The sequence below is a fragment of the Sulfitobacter noctilucicola genome, from assembly GCF_000622385.1.
GTDB classification, from domain to species: domain Bacteria; phylum Pseudomonadota; class Alphaproteobacteria; order Rhodobacterales; family Rhodobacteraceae; genus Sulfitobacter; species Sulfitobacter noctilucicola.
On the sequence record NZ_JASD01000008.1, the window covers coordinates 816371 to 835331 of the forward strand.

General features: G+C 55.8%; 15 protein-coding genes. 11 read left to right on the forward strand and 4 right to left on the reverse strand.

The window, feature by feature from the left end:
- Window positions 1-31: 31 nt before the first annotated feature.
- Entirely contained in the window at window positions 32-949 is a 918-nt protein-coding gene (locus tag Z946_RS0107780; protein ID WP_160170272.1) for a glycosyltransferase, read from the reverse strand.
- 245 nt (window positions 950-1194) lie between these two features.
- Between Z946_RS0107780 and hemF the strand changes: the two genes are divergently transcribed.
- Window positions 1195-2076, forward strand: coding sequence for an oxygen-dependent coproporphyrinogen oxidase (hemF, locus tag Z946_RS0107785; RefSeq protein ID WP_025055165.1), 882 nt, complete (start codon window positions 1195-1197; stop codon window positions 2074-2076).
- Window positions 2077-2150: 74 nt separating this feature from the next.
- Here the strand turns inward: hemF and Z946_RS20560 are convergent, their stop codons facing one another.
- Together Z946_RS20560 and Z946_RS0107795 are read right to left on the reverse strand one after the other, a co-directional pair.
- Window positions 2151-2804: a YjbF family lipoprotein gene (locus tag Z946_RS20560; RefSeq protein ID WP_025055166.1), complete on the reverse strand. Its 654-nt coding sequence runs from the start codon at window positions 2802-2804 to the stop codon at window positions 2151-2153.
- Complete coding sequence (locus Z946_RS0107795) at window positions 2801-4921, reverse strand: YjbH domain-containing protein (RefSeq protein ID WP_241461313.1); 2121 nt, start codon at window positions 4919-4921, stop codon at window positions 2801-2803. Before Z946_RS0107795 ends, Z946_RS20560 begins: the two co-directional genes overlap by 4 nt.
- 397 nt (window positions 4922-5318) lie before the next feature.
- On the opposite strand from Z946_RS0107795, the gene Z946_RS0107800 reads away from it, so the two are divergent.
- The 10 genes from Z946_RS0107800 to Z946_RS0107845 all read left to right on the forward strand — a co-directional run bounded on the left by Z946_RS0107800 (window position 5319) and on the right by Z946_RS0107845 (window position 17485).
- On the forward strand, window positions 5319-7196 hold the full coding sequence (locus Z946_RS0107800; RefSeq protein ID WP_025055168.1) for a polysaccharide biosynthesis protein: 1878 nt from the start codon (window positions 5319-5321) through the stop codon (window positions 7194-7196).
- A 143-nt stretch (window positions 7197-7339) separates the two neighbouring features.
- Window positions 7340-7900: a sugar transferase gene (locus Z946_RS0107805; protein ID WP_025055169.1), complete on the forward strand. Its 561-nt coding sequence runs from the start codon at window positions 7340-7342 to the stop codon at window positions 7898-7900.
- A gap of 22 nt (window positions 7901-7922) precedes the next feature.
- Complete coding sequence (locus Z946_RS0107810) at window positions 7923-8843, forward strand: NAD-dependent epimerase/dehydratase family protein (protein WP_025055170.1); 921 nt, start codon at window positions 7923-7925, stop codon at window positions 8841-8843.
- Between the two features lie 214 nt (window positions 8844-9057).
- A complete protein-coding gene (locus Z946_RS0107815; protein ID WP_052836085.1) occupies window positions 9058-10173 on the forward strand; it encodes a polysaccharide biosynthesis/export family protein in 1116 nt (371 codons plus the stop codon).
- A 238-nt stretch (window positions 10174-10411) separates the two neighbouring features.
- The gene (gene hmgA / locus Z946_RS0107820) at window positions 10412-11773 is read left to right on the forward strand and encodes a homogentisate 1,2-dioxygenase (RefSeq protein ID WP_025055172.1); all 1362 of its coding nucleotides are present in this window, start codon (window positions 10412-10414) and stop codon (window positions 11771-11773) included.
- 81 nt (window positions 11774-11854) lie between these two features.
- Complete coding sequence (gene fahA / locus Z946_RS0107825) at window positions 11855-13111, forward strand: fumarylacetoacetase (protein WP_025055173.1); 1257 nt, start codon at window positions 11855-11857, stop codon at window positions 13109-13111.
- Between the two features lie 44 nt (window positions 13112-13155).
- The gene (locus Z946_RS0107830; protein WP_025055174.1) at window positions 13156-14106 is read left to right on the forward strand and encodes an MBL fold metallo-hydrolase; all 951 of its coding nucleotides are present in this window, start codon (window positions 13156-13158) and stop codon (window positions 14104-14106) included.
- A 27-nt stretch (window positions 14107-14133) separates the two neighbouring features.
- On the forward strand, window positions 14134-15756 hold the full coding sequence (locus Z946_RS0107835) for an FAD-dependent oxidoreductase (protein ID WP_025055175.1): 1623 nt from the start codon (window positions 14134-14136) through the stop codon (window positions 15754-15756).
- 4 nt (window positions 15757-15760) lie between these two features.
- Window positions 15761-15946: a DUF2783 domain-containing protein gene (locus Z946_RS0107840; RefSeq protein ID WP_025055176.1), complete on the forward strand. Its 186-nt coding sequence runs from the start codon at window positions 15761-15763 to the stop codon at window positions 15944-15946.
- Between the two features lie 93 nt (window positions 15947-16039).
- Window positions 16040-17485, forward strand: coding sequence for a M81 family metallopeptidase (locus Z946_RS0107845; protein WP_025055177.1), 1446 nt, complete (start codon window positions 16040-16042; stop codon window positions 17483-17485).
- Here the strand turns inward: Z946_RS0107845 and Z946_RS0107850 are convergent, their stop codons facing one another.
- Window positions 17486-18901, reverse strand: coding sequence for an amidase family protein (locus Z946_RS0107850; RefSeq protein ID WP_025055178.1), 1416 nt, complete (start codon window positions 18899-18901; stop codon window positions 17486-17488).
- Between the last annotated feature and the right edge of the window lie 60 nt (window positions 18902-18961).

Below are 18961 nucleotides of genomic sequence, written 5' to 3' on the forward strand. Positions count from 1 at the left end.
CATTGCCGCGCAAAGGTGACTTTCCTGTGGATCAGACTCGTCCCAAGAATGCAGCCAACCAAAGCACGGCGTTGCCTGCGCGCGTCTGTTGGTAAATTCCCAGCCGCTTCAACAGGCGGATACGCGCAAGACCATACCGGGCGGGATCGTTTAGCAGTTCTTCGACAGATGCGTTGGTGGCCTCGGGGAGCTCGTCTTTCAATTCGGACAACGCATGAAGATTACAGTCGATCCAGTCACCATATTCCCGCTGAAGAACCATCCGTACCCGAGCCGTTTTTGCCCGCCACCCTCGGTGTGCACCAAGAATATTGCTTTCGTGCTGACGGTATTTCAGGGTAGCGGCGTCGTCGATTAAGATGCGGCCTCCTGCTGCAGCCACCAGCAGGTACAGCCACCAGTCATGATAGGGAATGCCATCCGGCGCACCTGTGCGCCTGACAAGACCGACAGCCGCAGGTGACAGAATGCAACTGTGTCCGCTTACCACGTTTTGAACCAGCGCGTTGCCGAACGTCGCCGGACGACTAGGCTTCACCGACCTGCCAATTGGCCTGAGCTTTGCATCAGTATGAATGCTCTGGGCACCGTAGATCACCGGTATTTCAGCCGGATTGTTTACGGCATCTGCTGTCATCTGCGTCAAAGCCCGCGTCAGTTTCTCGGGCTCCCAGACGTCATCCTGATCCGACAACGCAATATATCCGACCGGCAGCTCGGCATTGCAAAGCGTCGTCATGAAATTCTGTGCAGGACCTTTGCCTGGTCCTGACAAGATGCGGATTTCGTAAGCATCTTCGTGATCGGCCTGGAAGCGCTCGAGTATCTGCATGGTATCATCAGTCGAGCCGTCATCGCTGACCCAAAGCGCCCAGTTCTGATGGCTCTGCGCAACATACGACTGAAGCTGTGCCGATAGATGCTCTGCACCGTTATATGTACACAGCACGATCGTTACGGGTATGTCGGAAATGTTCTTCAAGAAACCTTGCGTGCCGTATTGGAGAAGGCTTCTGTGTGCCCTTTGCGCGACCCTACGCTATATCGTGGGGGCGGTCCAACCCCGGTCATGCCCGAGCAGGAACCGCTACGCGATTTACCGCGCCCAAACGCCCCGGGAAACAGGTCTTCCAACTATAGCGGCCCTTGGTTAGGGTGGCGAAAAGACGGATTTAACCTAAGTTCTGGACTGGCATGACTGACAATTTTGAGACTGAAAAAACACAGGCTGCCGCATGGTTTCGCCAGTTGCGCGATGAAATCGTAACGTCCTTTCACGCGCTGGAAGACAGCCATTCAGACAATCGCCCTGCCGGTCGGGCCGAAGTTAGAAAGACGTCGCGCACATCAGATGATGGATCCGATGCCGGTGGCGGTGAAATGAGCATCATCCGCGGTGGTCGTGTGTTTGAAAAAGCGGGCGTCAATATCTCTACCGTTTATGGAACGCTGGGCGAACGTGCACAGGCCGCAATGATGGCCCGCAAAGGCATTCCTGAAATGAAAGACGATCCCCGCTTTTGGGCATCCGGCATTTCACTGGTCGCTCATATGCAAAACCCGCACGTTCCAGCCGTACACATGAACACCCGCATGTTCTGGACCCCACATGCATGGTGGTTCGGCGGCGGCGCCGATCTGAACCCTTGCATCGAATATGATGAAGACACCGCGCATTTTCATCAAATCATGCAGGGTGCCTGTGATCCGCACGGCGACGACTTGTATGCCGACCTCAAAAAATGGGCGGATGAATACTTCTACATCCCCCACCGCAAACGCGCACGCGGCGTAGGCGGCATTTTCTATGATGACAGGAACACCGGCAACTGGGCCGAGGATTTTCAGCTTACCAAAGATGTAGGCGCAGCGTTTCTGCCTGCCTTTGCACCACTTGTGAAAAGGCGGTTCAACACACCTTGGGACGAGGAAGACAGGGAAACACAATCACGCCACCGCGGTCTCTATGCGGAATACAACCTTGTATATGATCGGGGTACCAAATTCGGCCTTGAGACCGGTCATGATCCCGAAGCTGTTCTGATGAGCCTGCCGCCTGTGGCGAAATGGTACTAGCACAGTCGCAAGAAGCGCTGGTTTAACGCAGACCTGATGGTGGCGGCACGATAGACGCTGGACGCGTAAAGCTCTTAGAAGTTGTAGACCGTCTGGATTGACAATGCGCCTAGAAACTCGCCGCTCCACTGGATGGATTTGACGATACGGCCACGGCGGGTGTCGACCCAATAGGTATTTTCAAAAGACTGCGCGTCGTTCTGGCAGTTCTCGGACATACGGCGTGTTGATGTAGCACCGGTATCAAGTGAAATCGTTTCGGTGCCACGGTTCTCAACCCGACAAGAGAAGACCTGTGAAACAGCAAGATCGTTGCCTGTCAGAAAGGTATGCACGCGCTTCACATTGGCGTTGCGCCCCGCCAAGACAGCGCTGGCGGACGCTGAAACGTCTGATGCCAACATGCCCGCACCGATGCCTCGTGTGCCATGCAGCACACCACGATCAAACGTCAGGGACACCCCGTCATTTCCCAACCAGCTTTCGATGTTACCGTTCGAGCTTTCGCGCAGGAAACCGCCCTTCAGGTTCTTTGCCGGAATACTCACCTGCAAAGCAGGACCTTGCTTGGCCTGTAGCAGAGGCGTGAAACGCGGGAACTGAACCGAAGGATCTACTGCGGGCTCCTCGTCCAGAATAAGGCTGATCGCGCGATCTTGAAGATTTGAGGCCGAACACGCAGCAAGAAACAGTGCCGCACCGGCCAAAATTCCGAAATTCCATTTCATCGCAGGTACCGTCCCCAACCATCAAGCAATTCATTCCCGCGCACATCGCGGATTTGACGATGCAGACGGTTGTCTACATTCAGTCGCGCGCCACCATCCCGCTGGACAGGACGGATTGTCTGTTTCAGCACCGTCTTGGATGACTTACCGGTCAGGAAGCTGAGGGGTACTTCAAACCGGATGCCTTTATCGAACGATCCTTCACCGAAATCATCCGATGAAACATCTGTAAGGGTGAAAAAGCCCCCGACCCTGAAGCCATTGTTGAATTCGCGGTCAAGCGAGAATGTGGCCCCCCAATCCCCTGCCAGATACCGGCCCGCATCAACCTGCGCATGAAAACCACGGCCCATATCGTAGTAAGCAGAGGCATGGCCGGTCACGACACCGTAATCCTGAAACCCGAATAGCATGTCGAAATCACGCTGACGGGCATAGTTCACCTCAGCGCCCAGCGCGAGACGGCTGCCGACAGGATACCAAAGCAGTTCGGTCGATACGCCGCCGAACATGCTTTCGAGGTAACCCACCGTGACGCGACCAAACAGGTCCTTACCAGGGCGGAACTGATACTCGGCCGTCAGCTTGTTAACTTCCAGATCGGATTCACGTGCATACAGAACAGCATTCGTGCGCACTGGTTCAATCTTGGAATCCGACACCCGATCAGAGTCCTCAATGTTTCCAGTTACAGGATAGCGGAATTGTCCTTTGAAAGTCAGACCGGGCGCAGGGCGGAAAGACGCGGTCAACTGCGCGCCGACATCGACCCTTACAGGATTGTCAGGGTCGAAGAACGAAAAGGCAGCGTAAGGCGACAGGCCATAGTCAAAGATCGGGTAAGTTCCTGCGATCTCGCCTGCACGGCCAATACCGGCGGCATCTTGCACCACTGCACGCTCGTAGCTTTTTCTGGATCCATCAAAATCGTACTGAAGGTTTTCCAGATCAGAGCGACGGGTGATCACACGGGTTGTCGGCACACCGCGCTCCTGAAAGACGACTGTCAATTGCTCGACATCAGGCGGCAGCGTTGTGGCCATAGCACGGGCCGCACGACCAGCAGCCTGAGCCGCTGTTCCGAAACGGGTATTTTCAATGCGGATGGTGGCACCGTTCGAGGTCATTTCAAACCCTTGCAAGGTAAGACCTTCATCAGCCAACCGTGCCTTCAGAACCCTTTGCGCCGCATCCTTGCCACCGCCGCGTGCGGAGTTGTTCCAGTCAGCAACCGCCAGATCGCGACGCGACCCGATGGGACGAGGTGAACGATCACCACCCCCGGGAATGGCCCGCTTTGCGGGATCAATAACATAACTGAACTGCGCGCCAATTTCGTTGCCACCAAGCACAAAGGCTTTCATGTCAAAGCCGTTCTTGAAACGGTACTGAAACCCGACGTTCAGGCCGGATGACAAATCAATCTGGTTTGTCGCAGTTTCAGCCTCATAGGAATCTGTCGAATACTCGGCAAAGAAAGATGAACGTTCATTCAGGTCGAACTTCACACCGCCGAAAATTGATGCCGGACCACGGAACCAATTGCCCGCTTCAACCTGACCGCCCGGACCAGAGAAGCCGGTTGGACGCGTTTCAAATCGGTCACTGATCGCTGACAACGGGTTCTTAAAGCTGTCGCGACCCGCGAACCGACCCCATCCGATGCCGCCGGTGACCTCCCATCTGGAGCCCAGAGACTTGGTCGCCACCAGATACTCACCGCTAAACAGGCCCGTGCCCAGAAAATCGCGCAAGCCCAAAGTTACCTCGGGACGAAAGTCGCTTTCTTTGGCGAGCTGGAACGCGATATCAAAGCTGCGGTCAAACGTGGCGCTGCCATCCGCGCGCTGGCCGGATATCCGCGCATAACGAAAGCTGCCTGAAATCCGTGGCAAAATCTGGAAAGTGATGGTGTTGCGAAGCGTCGGCCCGACGATGCTGGACGTGAACGCAAGCTCACCATCGCGAAGTGTGCGGGCCGTTGGCATATCCACAAGTCCGGGCGTGCCGTACGTGGACAACATCGGGCTGGTCGATTGCGCCAACGCTGTTGTCGACCCCAGACCGAGCGCCGCAGCACATAGCCATGCCAAGTTTCCAGTTGCCCGATACATCATCAATTTCCACATTCTTCGCCCGAGTTCGACCAACCATAGGATAACTATCGGCAAACTACACGGGACCTTTTCCACACCATCCCGCATTCAACATCCAATGCGTTTGTTATGCAACAAATGACCTGTTGGCAGCAGATTATGAGTAGCACTCGCAGCGAATCTCCTCTGATCCGAAGCGGCACCTAACGAATCAACCTTGGGCTGTTTAGACCACGCAAAAGACTCGTACCGGCAAGAATCCGCGTAAACGATAGGCGCTTTTCAAAGGTTTTCCGTTGAATCGCCGCGGAAATGTGCACTAACAGGCCTGCGCGTTGCATTGATCATTCGGAATTTGTTAAGTTTTCGAGTAGGCCGAGGTCGTATTCAAGGCCAGTTGGTTACGGAATTCGAGTTTATGTACAACTATCTCATCGCGCTCTCCCGGCCTGCAAAACAGCGCATCCTTCTGCTTATCGACTGTCTTCTTGTGGTACTCAGCATGCTGGTTGCCCTGTCGCTGCGTTTCGGGCGCGACGTATCGGTGGAGCAGTATCAAGCGGCATTGCCGTTGATCGCAATCGTCACCCTCATTGCTGTGCCTTTGTTCGCCACATTGCGGATCAACCGCATCAAGCTCAGCGATTTTGAGGTTCAGGATATCACCAGAGGCGCTGTCGCTGCTGTAAGCCTGACAATCATCGCTATGGTTCTGGGGAATGTGCTGACGCTTCAGGGGCCAAGCTCCGTACCACTGATTTTCGGGCCGATCTTCCTGATGGTTCACATCATGGCACGGCTCATGGCACGGGCCTGTCTTCTTTATCTTTCCGGACGGGACAACAGTCGCATACCGGTTGCCATTTTTGGCGCAGGCACCATCGGCGTTCAGTTGCTTGCATCATTACGTCGGAACTACGACATGCGGCCGGTCATCTTTATTGATGACAATCCGACACTACACAACATGACGGTTTCTGGCCTTCCCGTTGCTTCACGCCAAAAGCTTAAGACGATGGTAGAGCGGAAGAAGGTCGAACGTGTCATACTCGCAATCTCATCCGAATCCGACGAAATTCGCCGGCAGTATATTGAAGAGCTGTCCACGTTGGGCTGCGAGGTCTACACGCTTCCTTCCTTCAACGAGCTAATCAACGCGAAAACCATCACAGACACCTTGCGCCCGGTTACGGCAGATATGCTTTTGGGTCGCGACAAAGTTAACCTTGAGACGCCCGAAGTGGTGCGCAGCTATGCGGGACGTACAGTGCTTGTTACCGGCGCTGGCGGATCTGTGGGATCGGAACTCTGTCGTCAGATTTTGGGATGTAATCCCCATCGACTGGTAATGTTCGATCACAGCGAATTCGCGCTTTATAACATCGACAATGATCTAAGGGCGCACGCCGATGCACAGGGCGTCGAGTTGATTACATCGTTGGGATCTGTCTGTGACCGCAGTGCAGTTGACCGTGTGATTAAAGAATCCGATGTCGATATCATTCTTCACGCGGCAGCGTACAAGCATGTGCCTTTGGTTGAGCGGAACGAGATTGTTGGCGTTTGGAACAACGTCGTGGGCACGCAGGTCGTTGCCGATGCGGCACAGGCAGCCGGTGTCGAGCGCTTCATTCTGGTTTCAACAGACAAGGCCGTGCGGCCGACGAACGTGATGGGAGCTAGCAAGCGCCTTGCTGAGCTGGTTGTCCAAGACTTACAGACCCGGTCCGAAAAGACCAGATTTTCCATGGTACGCTTTGGAAATGTGCTTGGGTCATCCGGCTCTGTCATTCCGTTGTTTCACAAACAAATCATGGCCGGTGGCCCGGTCACACTGACCCATAACAAGATCAACCGTTACTTTATGACCATCTCCGAAGCTGCCAGACTTGTTCTGCTGGCCGGTGCTTATTCCAAAGGTGGCGACGTGTTTGTTCTGGATATGGGTAAGGCCGTAAACATTATCGATCTCGCCCGCAGAATGATCGAACTGTCCGGCTTGAAAGTACGTAACGAACATAATCCGGACGGTGATATCGAGATCAAGATCGTAGGTCTGCGCCCAGGTGAAAAACTATTCGAAGAACTGCTTATCGGCGACAATACGCTCCCTACGCCCCACCGCAAAATTCTGCGCGCTCAGGAATCGAAACTGTCACAGATCGAAATCGCGCGTATCCTCAAAGACCTCGATATTGCGACGAAAGCGAACAGCAGCAGTGCGGTGCGCAAAATTCTTGAGGACTATGTCGAAGGATACCATCTGCAACACAACACCCTTGAGCAGGTCCAATAAAGTCGAGCGCTGTTTTAGATAGGTGAGCGCGATCAGCCGTTTCCTGTTTTACAGTCCGTTGCCCACCCCACAGACGCAATTGCGCATACATCAGCAAAGATATAGCAACCCCGAAAAACCCGACAAAAGGTGTGAAAAAGCGAATGACGCGACTGGCGATATCACTTTTATGCGTCTTCATGATCGTTTTGTTATCACCGGTCTGGATCATCGCCGCCTTTTTGATTGCCTTTGAAGACGGGGGGAGCCCGCTGTTGAGTCAGAAAAGGGTCGGTCGCCACAAAAAGGTGTTCTATTGCTATAAGTTGCGCACCATGCACACCGAGACAAAGCATGTCGCGTCACATGATGCCTCAACATCCCAGATTACAAAGATCGGCAAAGTACTCCGCAAAACGGGCCTTGACGAACTGCCGCAGCTTTTGAACATCATAAAGGGCGATATGAATTTCGTGGGGCCGCGCCCTTGCCTGCCCTCTCAGTCAGAGCTGATCGCGGCAAGGGAAGCAGAGGGCGTTTTTGAGATCAGACCCGGCGTTACCGGACTGGCCCAGATACAGGGTGTAGATATGTCCGAGCCCGCAAAGCTTGCCGCAATCGATAGCAAGTACGTCCGCAATAGAACCTTCCTGATGGACCTGAAGATTATCCGCGCCACGCTTGGCGGCAAAGGGTCAGGCGACGCTATCAAGTCAGATTCCTAACCTTGATGCTGCGTTCAATCCCATGACCCCGTCCGCAGACAGCAAGCTGACGATCCTTGTCACTGGCGCAGGTGGCTTTGTTGGTCGGCATCTGTGCACATCGCTTGCCGAAGGTGGACATACTGTCAGGCGGATTGTTCGCTCCGGTGCCATTGCCGACAGTGACTGGCTTGTGGAAGACCTCGCGACAAAAGATATCCCCGATGCTGCCTTTGAGGGCGTCAACATGCTGGTGCATCTGGCAGCAAGCATGCCGGGCGACAAGGATGATCCGAACGGAACCAAATCAGCAGCTATGGCACAGCGCGTGGCGACAAGCGCCAAAAAGCAAGGTGTGCCCCGTGTAGTTCTGCTCAGCTCAGTCGCGGTCCGTCTACTTCTGGAAAAGAAGACACGACCACGCCCTTATTCAGTTCAAAAACGTGACGCCGAAGACGCCTTTCTCAAAAGTTTGGGACCGCTCAACAAATGTGTTATCCTGCGCCCCCCTCTGATTTACGGCCCCGGTGCACGCGGAAGCTTCGGCTTGTTGTTGAGCCTCGTACGGCGTGGTGCCCCGATGCCTGTCGGAAAAGCAGATGCGCCGCGGTGCTACCTGTCCGTCTCAAACCTCTGCGAGCTTATCGAAACCTTGGCACAGGCACCGGATGCGCAATGGCAAGCGGCTGATCGCAAAACGTTCGAACCCCATGACGGAACACCAATTTCGACCCTTGATCTGGTCAGGCAAATTGCGAACGTGACCGGTCGGAAAGCAAGAATTCTCAACGTAACAAACAATTTGCTACATCCTTTTGGACGGTTGATAGGCAAAGCGGATCAGATCGACGCCATGTTCGAACCATTGGTTTGTGACGATATCGAAAAACTTCATCAAGCCTTCGGGTGGATGCCGCATGAACACGTACCAAACAGCTTGTCCTTTCTGGATGATGCGGAATAACTTCCATTTCGATCAATTGATTGCCGGTTAGTTGGTTGATCTACGCTGGCCATCCTAACTACGATCTGTGAACCAATCTAAACCGCCCCCTCCGCGAAAGAGTGGTGACGCAAAGCCACAGATTCCCGCTTATCGTTTCGAGAATGCGAATGCCTGTCTTTCATTTCGATCAAAATCAACTTAGACCTTGTCGAGGTTAAGCAGAGACGAGCAGATGTTCCAAATCCTGAGATTCACAATTCTAATCGTACTCAGCCTGACGTTGACGGCGTGTAACCTGCCGCGAGGCGCCGCGTTACAGTCAGAAATCATCAAAACGTCAAAGTCCGAAGAGCCGCAGGTTGCCGTCTATCCCATCACCAAAGATCTGCTGCCCCGCTATGCAAAATGGCCCAGCACCGGAGATGTGAAACACTATAGCTGGATCGGCAAGCGCCGCGGGCCGATTGGCCGCGTGATCCTTCCGGGTGATTCAGTTTCGATCGCGGTCTGGGACAGTTCTGAAAACTCGTTGCTTACAGCCAGAGAGCAGAAGGTCGCGCAGCTTCAGGTTTCCCGCGTGTCCACAAACGGCAGCATCTTCCTCCCCTACGTTGGCTCGATCAACGTCGGCGGTATGACCGAGCATAACGCACGTCAGAAAATCCAAGACGCGTTCACATCCGTTTCGCCATCTGCCCAAGTCCAATTAAGTGCCGCAGTAGGGAAACGTCATTCGGTTGATGTGGTGTCCGGTGTGAACAATCCTGGCTCTTACCCGATCGAAGAACGCGACATGACAGTACTGAGCGCATTGACGCTGGGCGGTGGTGCAAAGGAATCCTTCGAGAACCCCCAGATCAGGTTGTTGCGCCGCAATGACATCTACGCGATTTCGCTTGGCAAACTCCTCAGGTCCCCGCAACTGGATACGACCCTCGTAAGCGGTGACAAGATCGTCGTTGCAGAAGATGAGCGTTATTTTCTCGCACTCGGCGCGACAGGCAAAGAAGAGATTATTACCTTTCCAAGCGATACTGTAACGGCGATCGATGCGGTGACCCTTATGGGCGGTTTGTCTGATTCACGTGCCAACATCCAAGGTATTCTGATCCTTCGCGAATACTCCGCACGGGCCTTGCGCTCGGATGGTGTTAGCGGACCCGCGAACCAGAGGGTCGTGTTTACAATGGATTTGTCGACGGCGGACGGCCTGTTCAGCGCCGGTAAATTCCACATCAATCCAAAAGATGTCGTCTATGCTACCGAAAGCCCCGTCAGCAATGTGCGCACGGTATTCGGCCTGATCGGTTCTGCATTCGGTGTCGTCGCAACCGCGTCGAGCAACTGATCGAAATCTCAAGCATTCTTCTAGGCATGCGCGCTTGGACGTAGCTGGTTGGCTACCTCCTGTGCTGGCTGAATTCGGGCTGAAACCAATAATCTAGGTATATTACCTCTGACTGTCCTAGGTCGGCAGTTTGCAGGCTATCCGGTGGGTACCGTCACGATAGCGGTCAACGGCACACTCATGTGTTGTTAGTTACAAATAGAACCAATATGACGGTTTTGAACGAAAGGGAATCAAGATGAACAAACAGACTTTGATTTCAGGGATGCAGCAGGCATCGACTTCTGTTGGCACCCTTGCAGGATACATGCCCGGCTTTGGTAACGATTTCGAAACCGAAGCGTTGCCGGATGCCCTGCCCCAAGGCATGAACTCTCCGCAAAAGGCGAACTACGGGCTTTATGGCGAACAACTTTCAGGGACCGCGTTCACCGCACCCAGCCACCAGAACGAACGCACCTGGTGCTACCGTATCCGGCCGTCGGTAAAACATACCCACCGTTTTGAGCGGATCGATCTGCCCTACTGGAAAACCGCCCCGCATGTGCAGAACGATGTCACCTCGCTGGGCCAGTACCGCTGGGATCCGGTGCCGCACAGCGATCAGGATCTGACGTGGTTGACCGGCATGCGCACCATGACCACGGCAGGTGACGTGAACACGCAGGTCGGCATGGCCAGCCACATCTATCTGGTCACCAAAAGCATGGAAGACGCCTATTTCTATTCAGCCGATTCCGAACTGTTGGTGGTGCCGCAGGAAGGCCGTCTGCGGTTCTGCACCGAACTGGGCATTATCGACCTCGAACCGAAAGAGATTGCAATCCTTCCACGTGGTCTGGTCTACCGCGTCGAAGTTCTTGAGGGCCCGGCGCGGGGCTTTGTCTGCGAAAACTACGGCCAGAAATTTGAGCTGCCCGGTCGTGGCCCCATCGGGGCGAACTGCATGGCAAACCCGCGTGATTTCAAGACACCGGTGGCAGCATACGAAGACCGCGATGCGCCCTCAACGGTCACTGTGAAGTGGTGCGGGCAGTTTCATGAAACCAAGATCGGGCATTCACCATTAGATGTGGTCGCGTGGCACGGCAACTATGCGCCCTGCAAATATGACCTGCGGACCTATTGCCCGGTTGGAGCGATCCTGTTCGACCACCCCGATCCCTCCATCTTTACCGTGCTGACCGCACCATCGGGGCAGGAAGGTACTGCGAACATCGACTTTGTCCTATTCCGCGAACGCTGGATGGTGGCCGAGGATACGTTCCGCCCGCCATGGTACCACAAGAACGTCATGTCGGAATTGATGGGCAACATCTACGGCCAGTACGACGCTAAGCCCAAAGGGTTTATACCCGGCGGTATGTCGCTGCACAACATGATGCTGCCGCACGGTCCTGACCGGAACGCTTTTGAAGGCGCGTCCAATGCCGATCTCAAGGCCGAAAAGCTCGACAATACCATGAGCTTTATGTTCGAGACACGTTTCCCCCAGCACCTGACGCAGTTTGCCGCCGGTGAAGCACCACTGCAGGATGACTACATCGATTGCTGGGCGGATATCGAAAAGAAGTTTGACGGCACCCCCGGCAAGAAATGACACTCCGGTAAATACCGGTGGAGGATACCTCCACCTTACGTAAGGTGGCACTATGGCCCACACTCCTGACAAGGATCGAATATGACACTGATGACCTCATGGGTAGAGAGCGCCAATTCAGCCTCTACCGACTTCCCACTCAACAACCTGCCCTATGGCGTTTTCTCGACCAATACGCTTGAGGCACGCTGTGGCGTGGCCATCGGTGACATGATCCTTGATATGGCGGCTGTCGAAGAGGCTGGCCTTGTTACCCTCGCGGATGAGCCGGTCTTTGACGTGCCCTATTGGAACGACGTCATGGAGATGGGGACCGAGGCGTGGGATGCATTGCGTGCGCGTCTCATCGAGCTTTTGACGGCTGACGCGCCTGAACAGGCACAGGTTGCACAACACCTCGTGCCAATGTCGGACGCTCGGCTTGAGATGCCGTTTGCCGTTTCCGAGTACACCGACTTTTACGCAGGCCGCCACCATGCGACAAACGTTGGCACGATGTTTCGCGGTGCCGAAAACGCGCTACCGCCGAACTGGCTCCACATTCCGATCGGCTACAACGGTCGCGCCTCTTCGGTATTTGTCTCCGGCACGGATATCCGCCGCCCTTGGGGCCAACTCAAAGGGCCAAACGATGAAAAACCCCGTTTTGCCCCGTGCGCCCGCTTTGACATCGAACTTGAAATGGGTGCTGTTGTGGGCACCCCTTCCGAGGGGCCGATCACGGTCGCAGAAGCAGACGCCAACATCTTTGGCTATGTACTGCTGAACGACTGGTCCGCACGCGACATTCAAGCGTGGGAATACCAGCCGCTCGGACCTTTTCAGGCCAAGGCAACTGCCACCACAATCAGCCCATGGATCGTGACCCGTGCAGCGCTCGAGCCGTTCCGCTGCGACACACCCGACCGCGAATTTGAACTGCTGGATCACCTCAAAGATGTGGGGCCGATGCTTTATAATATTGATCTCGAAGTCACGCTCGCGCCCGAAGGAAAGGACGCGTCGACTATCGCAACGACGAACTACAACGAGATGTATTATTCCGCCGCCCAGCAACTGGCGCATCACACAACATCCGGCTGTGCGATGCAGTCCGGCGATCTGCTTGGGTCGGGCACCATCTCCGGTCCGGAGAAAGAAAACTTTGGCTCTCTGCTTGAGCTCAGCTGGGGTGGCAAGGAACCCTTCACGCTCGACACAGGCGAGGAACGCAGCTTTGTCGAAGACGGTGACACGCTCACCCTCAAAGGCGGCGCACAGGGGGACGGCTACCGTATCGGGTTCGGCACCTGCACCAGCAAAGTGCTGCCCGCGCTTGATGACCCCTACAAACGTTAATTGAATACACCGCCGCCCAGATCGCGGCACGAAGGAGACGACACATGGCCAAGGCATTCGCATCCCAAGGGGACATGACCGAGAAGAAAATCACCTTTGACGAGGTGGGCCGCGATCTGTGGGCTTTCACTGCCGAGGGCGATCCGAATTCGGGCGTCATCATCGGCGACGAAAGCGTGATGATTGTCGAAGCACAAGCCACACCGCGACTGGCGGGCAAGGTCATCGAAAAGGTGCGTGAAGTCACCGACAAGCCCATCACGCACGTGGTCCTGACGCACTATCATGCGGTGCGCGTGCTGGGTGCCTCTGCTTACGGTGCCGATCAGATCATCATGTCCGATGTCGCGCGTGGTATGGTCGAAGAGCGCGGACAGGAAGATTGGGACAGTGAATTCCAACGCTTCCCACGTCTGTTCGAGGGCCATGAGAGCATTCCGGGTCTGACCTATCCGACCACCACATTCAGCGACAGCATGACCGTTTACTTGGGCAAGCGCCGTGTGGATATCAAACACATCGGTCGCGCCCACACGGCTGGTGACGCGGTGATCCATGTCCCGGACGAGAACGTGATGTTCACCGGCGATATCGTCGAGGACCACTCTGCCTGCTATTGTGGTGACGGGTATTTTGGCGATTGGGGCGGCACGCTTGACAACATCGCGGCCTATGACGTTGACGCGATTGCCCCCGGTCGTGGGGGTGCACTGATTGGCAAGGACGCCGTAGCGCGTGCCATCGACAGCACCCGCGACTTTGTCGACAGCACGTATGCACCAGCTGCCAAAGTGGCGGCGCGCGGTGGGTCGCTCAAAGAAGCATGGGATGCGGTACGGGCTTCCTGCGATCCCAAATTCAAAGACTACGCCATCTACGAACACTGCCTGCCCTTCAACGTCTCGCGTGCTTACGACGAGGCCCGCGGCATCCTGCATCCGCGCATCTGGACCGACAAACGCGATCTGGAAATGTGGGCAGAATTGCAGGGTTAAACCACGGTCAGGACAAGGGAGGTTCCGATGGTTGCCGTTCGGTATGAGACGACATTCCAGCTCTATCCATATCAAAAGGTCGCCGCACAAGACGGCCCTGCCCGACGCCATCCGGTTGTGATTATCGGTGGCGGGCCTGTTGGTCTCGGCATCGCGCTCGACCTGGGCCGAATGGGCACGCCGGTTCTGGTGCTGGACGATCACGATGGCGCCGGCACCGGATCAAAAGCGATCTGTTTTGCCAAACGCACCCTCGACATTGCGCACCGTCTGGGCGCGGGGAAAAAGATGGTGGACAAAGGTGTGGTCTGGAATGTGGGCCGTGTTTTTCGCGCCGAAGATCCGTTGTTCGAGTTCAATTTGCTACCTGAAACAGGTCATCGCAACCCTGCGTTCATCAATCTGCAACAACCCTATTTTGAACGCTACCTTGCTGAAAGCATCCGAACCGCGCAGGCCGAAGGAGCCCCGATTGAATTGCGTGGCCGTAATCAGGTCACAGACCTTGAAGATCACGGCGACTACGTCACGCTGACCGTCGATACGCCGGATGGCGCTTACAAGCTTGAGGCTGATTGGCTGATCGCCTGCGATGGGGCACGTTCCCCGACCCGCGATATGCTTGGCCTCGATTTCGAGGGGCGGGTTTTTGAGGATAACTTCCTGATTGCCGATGTGCGGATGAAAGCAGACTTCCCGACAGAGCGTTGGTTCTGGTTCGAGCCGCCCTTTGAAGGCGCTGGCCAGTCCGCGTTGCTTCACAAACAGCCCGACGACATCTGGCGCATCGACTTTCAACTGGGCTGGGATATCGACCGCAAGGCGGAGCTCGACCCCGCCAAAATCCGTGCCCGTGTGGACGCGATGCTGTCCAGCCAGACAGGAACCGTGCCGGACTATGAACTTGTCTGGACGTCGATTTATACTTTCCAATGTCGGCGCATGCGCGATTTCCGCCATGGTCGCATCTTCTTTGCGGGAGACAGCGCGCATCAGGTGTCCCCCTTTGGCGCACGCGGTGCGAATTCTGGTATGCAGGACGCCGAAAATCTCAGCTGGAAACTGGACGCTGTACTCAAAGGCCTCGCACCCGAAGGGTTGCTGGACACCTATGCGCATGAACGCGGGTATGGCGCGGACGAAAATATCCTCAACTCCTCTCGTGCCACCGATTTCATGACGCCTAAAACCGACATCTCCAAGGTGTTTCGTAACGCCGTGCTGGACCTTGCTGGCAAACACGCATTTGCGCGGCCTTTGGTAAATTCCGGCAGGCTGTCCGTCCCGTGCGTCTACGACGACTTTCCGTTGTTCGGCGAGGATGATCTGCAAGGTCCGGTCGCGTCCCGCCCAGGCGCTGCCTGCCCCGATGCCCCTGTGGATGACGGCTTTTTGCTGGATCATCTGACAGGGCGTTTTCAGATCCTTGCCATTGGCGGCACCGCACCAGATCCGATTCACGTCGCGGGTTTCGACCTTAATGTGGTGCATATCGCTGAACCGTCAGAGAACCTGCGCGCGCGATATCTGGGGGACGCGGCGTCGGCGATCTATCTGATCCGCCCGGATCAACATGTGGTCGCCCGCTGGAAACAGCTTGACGCGACCAAGATCACGGTCGCTGTGCACAACGCGATAGGAAAGGGATGATCCGATGCCACTGATCCTCACACCGAACATCCCTGATCCTGACGGGTTCTACGACGAACTGCTCGCCGCACACACCGGGCTAAGCAAGGATGAAAGCGATGCGTTGAACGCCCGCCTGATCCTGACGCTTGCCAACCATATCGGTGATCGAGAGGTCCTGCGCGCCGCCTTGGGTGCCGCCAAAGCGTAATCCCCTATCCCATTTATCGGTTTTTCTGTTGGCGCATCAGCGTTGAGATGCAACTCTGTCAGAGAAACGCAGAGATCGCGAGGGGGATGACCCATGAAGCTCTTTATCGCCGGACTGGCCACCGAAACCAATTCGTTCTCACCCATCCCCACCGGCACCCTTGCGTTTGAAGACGCCTATGTTGGCAAAAACGCAACGCAGGAACCACCAAACCTCTTCTCGGCACCTATGCACGAATGGCGCCATATGGCCGAAGCTGAAGGCTGGTCAGTGACCGAAGGGTTGTGTGCCTTTGCCCAACCCGCCGGTCCGACAATCCGCAGCACATACGAGAGCTTTCGGGACGATATTCTGGCAGACTTGAAAGCAGCAAAACCCGACATCGTATTGCTCACCATGCACGGTGCCATGATCGCCGAAGGCTATGACGATTGCGAAGGTGATCTGCTGACCCATGTCCGCGATATTGTCGGACCGGATGTGACAGTCGGGCTGGAGATTGATCCGCATAACCATCTGACCGACGCGATGTTGTCGGCGGCGAACCTGATTGTCAGCTACAAGGAATACCCCCACACCGACGGGCCCGACCGTGCGCGCGAACTGTTTACGCTCGCCGCAGACACCGCAGCCGGAAAGATCAATCCGGTGATGCGCGACTACGATTGCCGGATGATCGCCATGTTCCACACCTCCCGCTCTCCTATGCGAGAGTTCGTTGACGATATGATGGCGCGTGAGGGATCGGAGGGTATCCTGTCGCTGTCGCTCAGCCACGGTTTCCCTTGGGGAGATTGCGCACGCGTCGGTGCGCGGATGCTGGCGATCACCGATGGCGATGCGGACAAGGCGTCAGCCGTTGCACAGGAATTTGGTAAACGGCTCTGGGACAACCGCGAGAGCTTTCGCCCCGATTGGCCAAGTATTTCGGAAGCACTGGATAAGGTGCAGACAGGCACGGACAAGCCTCTGGTGTTGGCTGATTTTGCGGATAATGCCGGTGGCGGTGCACCTGCCGATTCAACTTTTGTCCTGCAACAGGTGCTGGACCGTGGCATGCGTAATGTTGCGCTGGGCATCTTTTGGGATCCGGTACTGGTCCGGATGTGTCAGGATGTTGGTGTTGGTGGCACGATGCGGGTGCGACTGGGCGGCAAGGTCGATGTCTGTTCTGGCGATCCGGTAGACCTGACTGTCACAATTCGCGGGATCAAGACTGGCATGCATCAAATGATGGGGGCCACCGCGATGCCGATGGGCACGGGTGTCTGGCTGGAGGCAGACGGTGTGCATATGGTGCTGAGCGACAAACGCACACAGGCCTTTCACCCCGATGCCTTTAAAGAGCTGGGATTGGACCTTGGAAGCCTTGACGCGGTGATCGTCAAATCATCGCAACACTTCTACGCGGGTTTCGCGCCCATCGCGTCCGACGTCATTTACATCAACGGACCCGGTGCGATCACACCGGACTATGCGAACATCCCCTACACCAAGCGGGACGGAAATTTTTGGCCCAAAGTTGAGAACCCGTTCTGATTAACCACGCTCGAACAATCGTTCCGCCATAACGCCAACACGGGCTTCGACCGCTTCGCAGGCATCCAGAATAAGGTCCTCCCGGAACCGCCGCCCAACGATCTGCACGCCGACAGGCAGACCGTCATTGTAGTTGGCCGGCACATTTCCCGCAGGTAGCCCCATAAAGTTCATCGCAAAGGAATAGAACCCTTTCAACATGATCTCTTCTGCCCCCTCGCGCCCTTCATAGTCGCGCGCATGGGCATAGGTCGGGGACAGCAGAAAGGGCGTTAGCACCAAAGGTGTTTCGGCCAATAACCCCAGCCATTGCCGCACATACATTGCGCGCTTCGCATAGGCGGTCAGCAGCGCATCGCCCTCATAGGGTGGCGCAATGTCAAAGCAGTGGTCAAAATACGTGTTGAACTCCGGCGAGCCATGCTCACGCATCACCGCCAACATCATTGCCTTGGTCTCTCCGAACAGCGTACGCGTACCCTCTGTCCCGATCTCGAAGACATCCGGCGTCTTGATTTCTTCGACCAGATAACCGGCATCTTTCAGCGCCTCGGCAGCATTGGTCAGCGCTTGGTCAACAGCCGGGTCCATGTCAAAGCCATAGGTCTCGCGGGTGATCCCCACCTTGATCGGCCCTTCCACCTGTGGACCTTCCCAGGGCATCGGCACCTGCCAAGGATCGGTTGGAGAATAGCCAATGGCCGATTTCATCGCGAGACGGACGTCACGCACTTCACGGCAGATCACACCCTGTACGGATGAAATTTGCGCCAGAATTCCACGCTCGGCCACCTGCGAAGGATTGTAGGCAGGTGTACGCCCAAGCCCCGGCTTCACTGTGGCGGCACCGGTACAGGTTGCCGGAAAACGCAGCGATCCGCCGATGTCATTGCCATGGGCAATCGCCCCCATGCCCGACATCACAGCAGAAGATGCACCACCGGAAGACCCTCCCGCACTCGCCCAATCGTTCCATGGATTAAACGTCCGCCCATGCAGTGGATTGTCCGTCGTTCCGCGAAAAGAGAACTCCGGTGTGTTCGTGCGCCCGATGACAACCGCGCCCGCGTTCTTGAGGTTAGTCACAAACGGGCTGTCCGCAGGGCCGATCAGGTCTTTGAAGCCGGCAACCCCGTTGGGAGTAGCGCGACCCTCCTGGTCGATGTTTTCCTTGATGGTCACGGGCACACCATGCAGGGGTCCCACCGGACCGCTCTTGGCAAATCTTCCGTCCAGCTTTGCGGCTTGTGCCAGCGCCTGTTCCGATAGATCGTCCACAACCGCGTTCATTGCCGGATTGCGATCTTGCATGCGGTCAATACTCGCACCGACGGCTTCCCGCGCGGACATATCACCAGCTGCAATCCTTTCGGCCTGATCACAGGCTGACAGCTTCCAAATATCAGAATCAGCCATAAATTTCCCCTACGTAAGTTAAATTTGTATTCAGTATACGCTCAATGTTTGACTCAACAA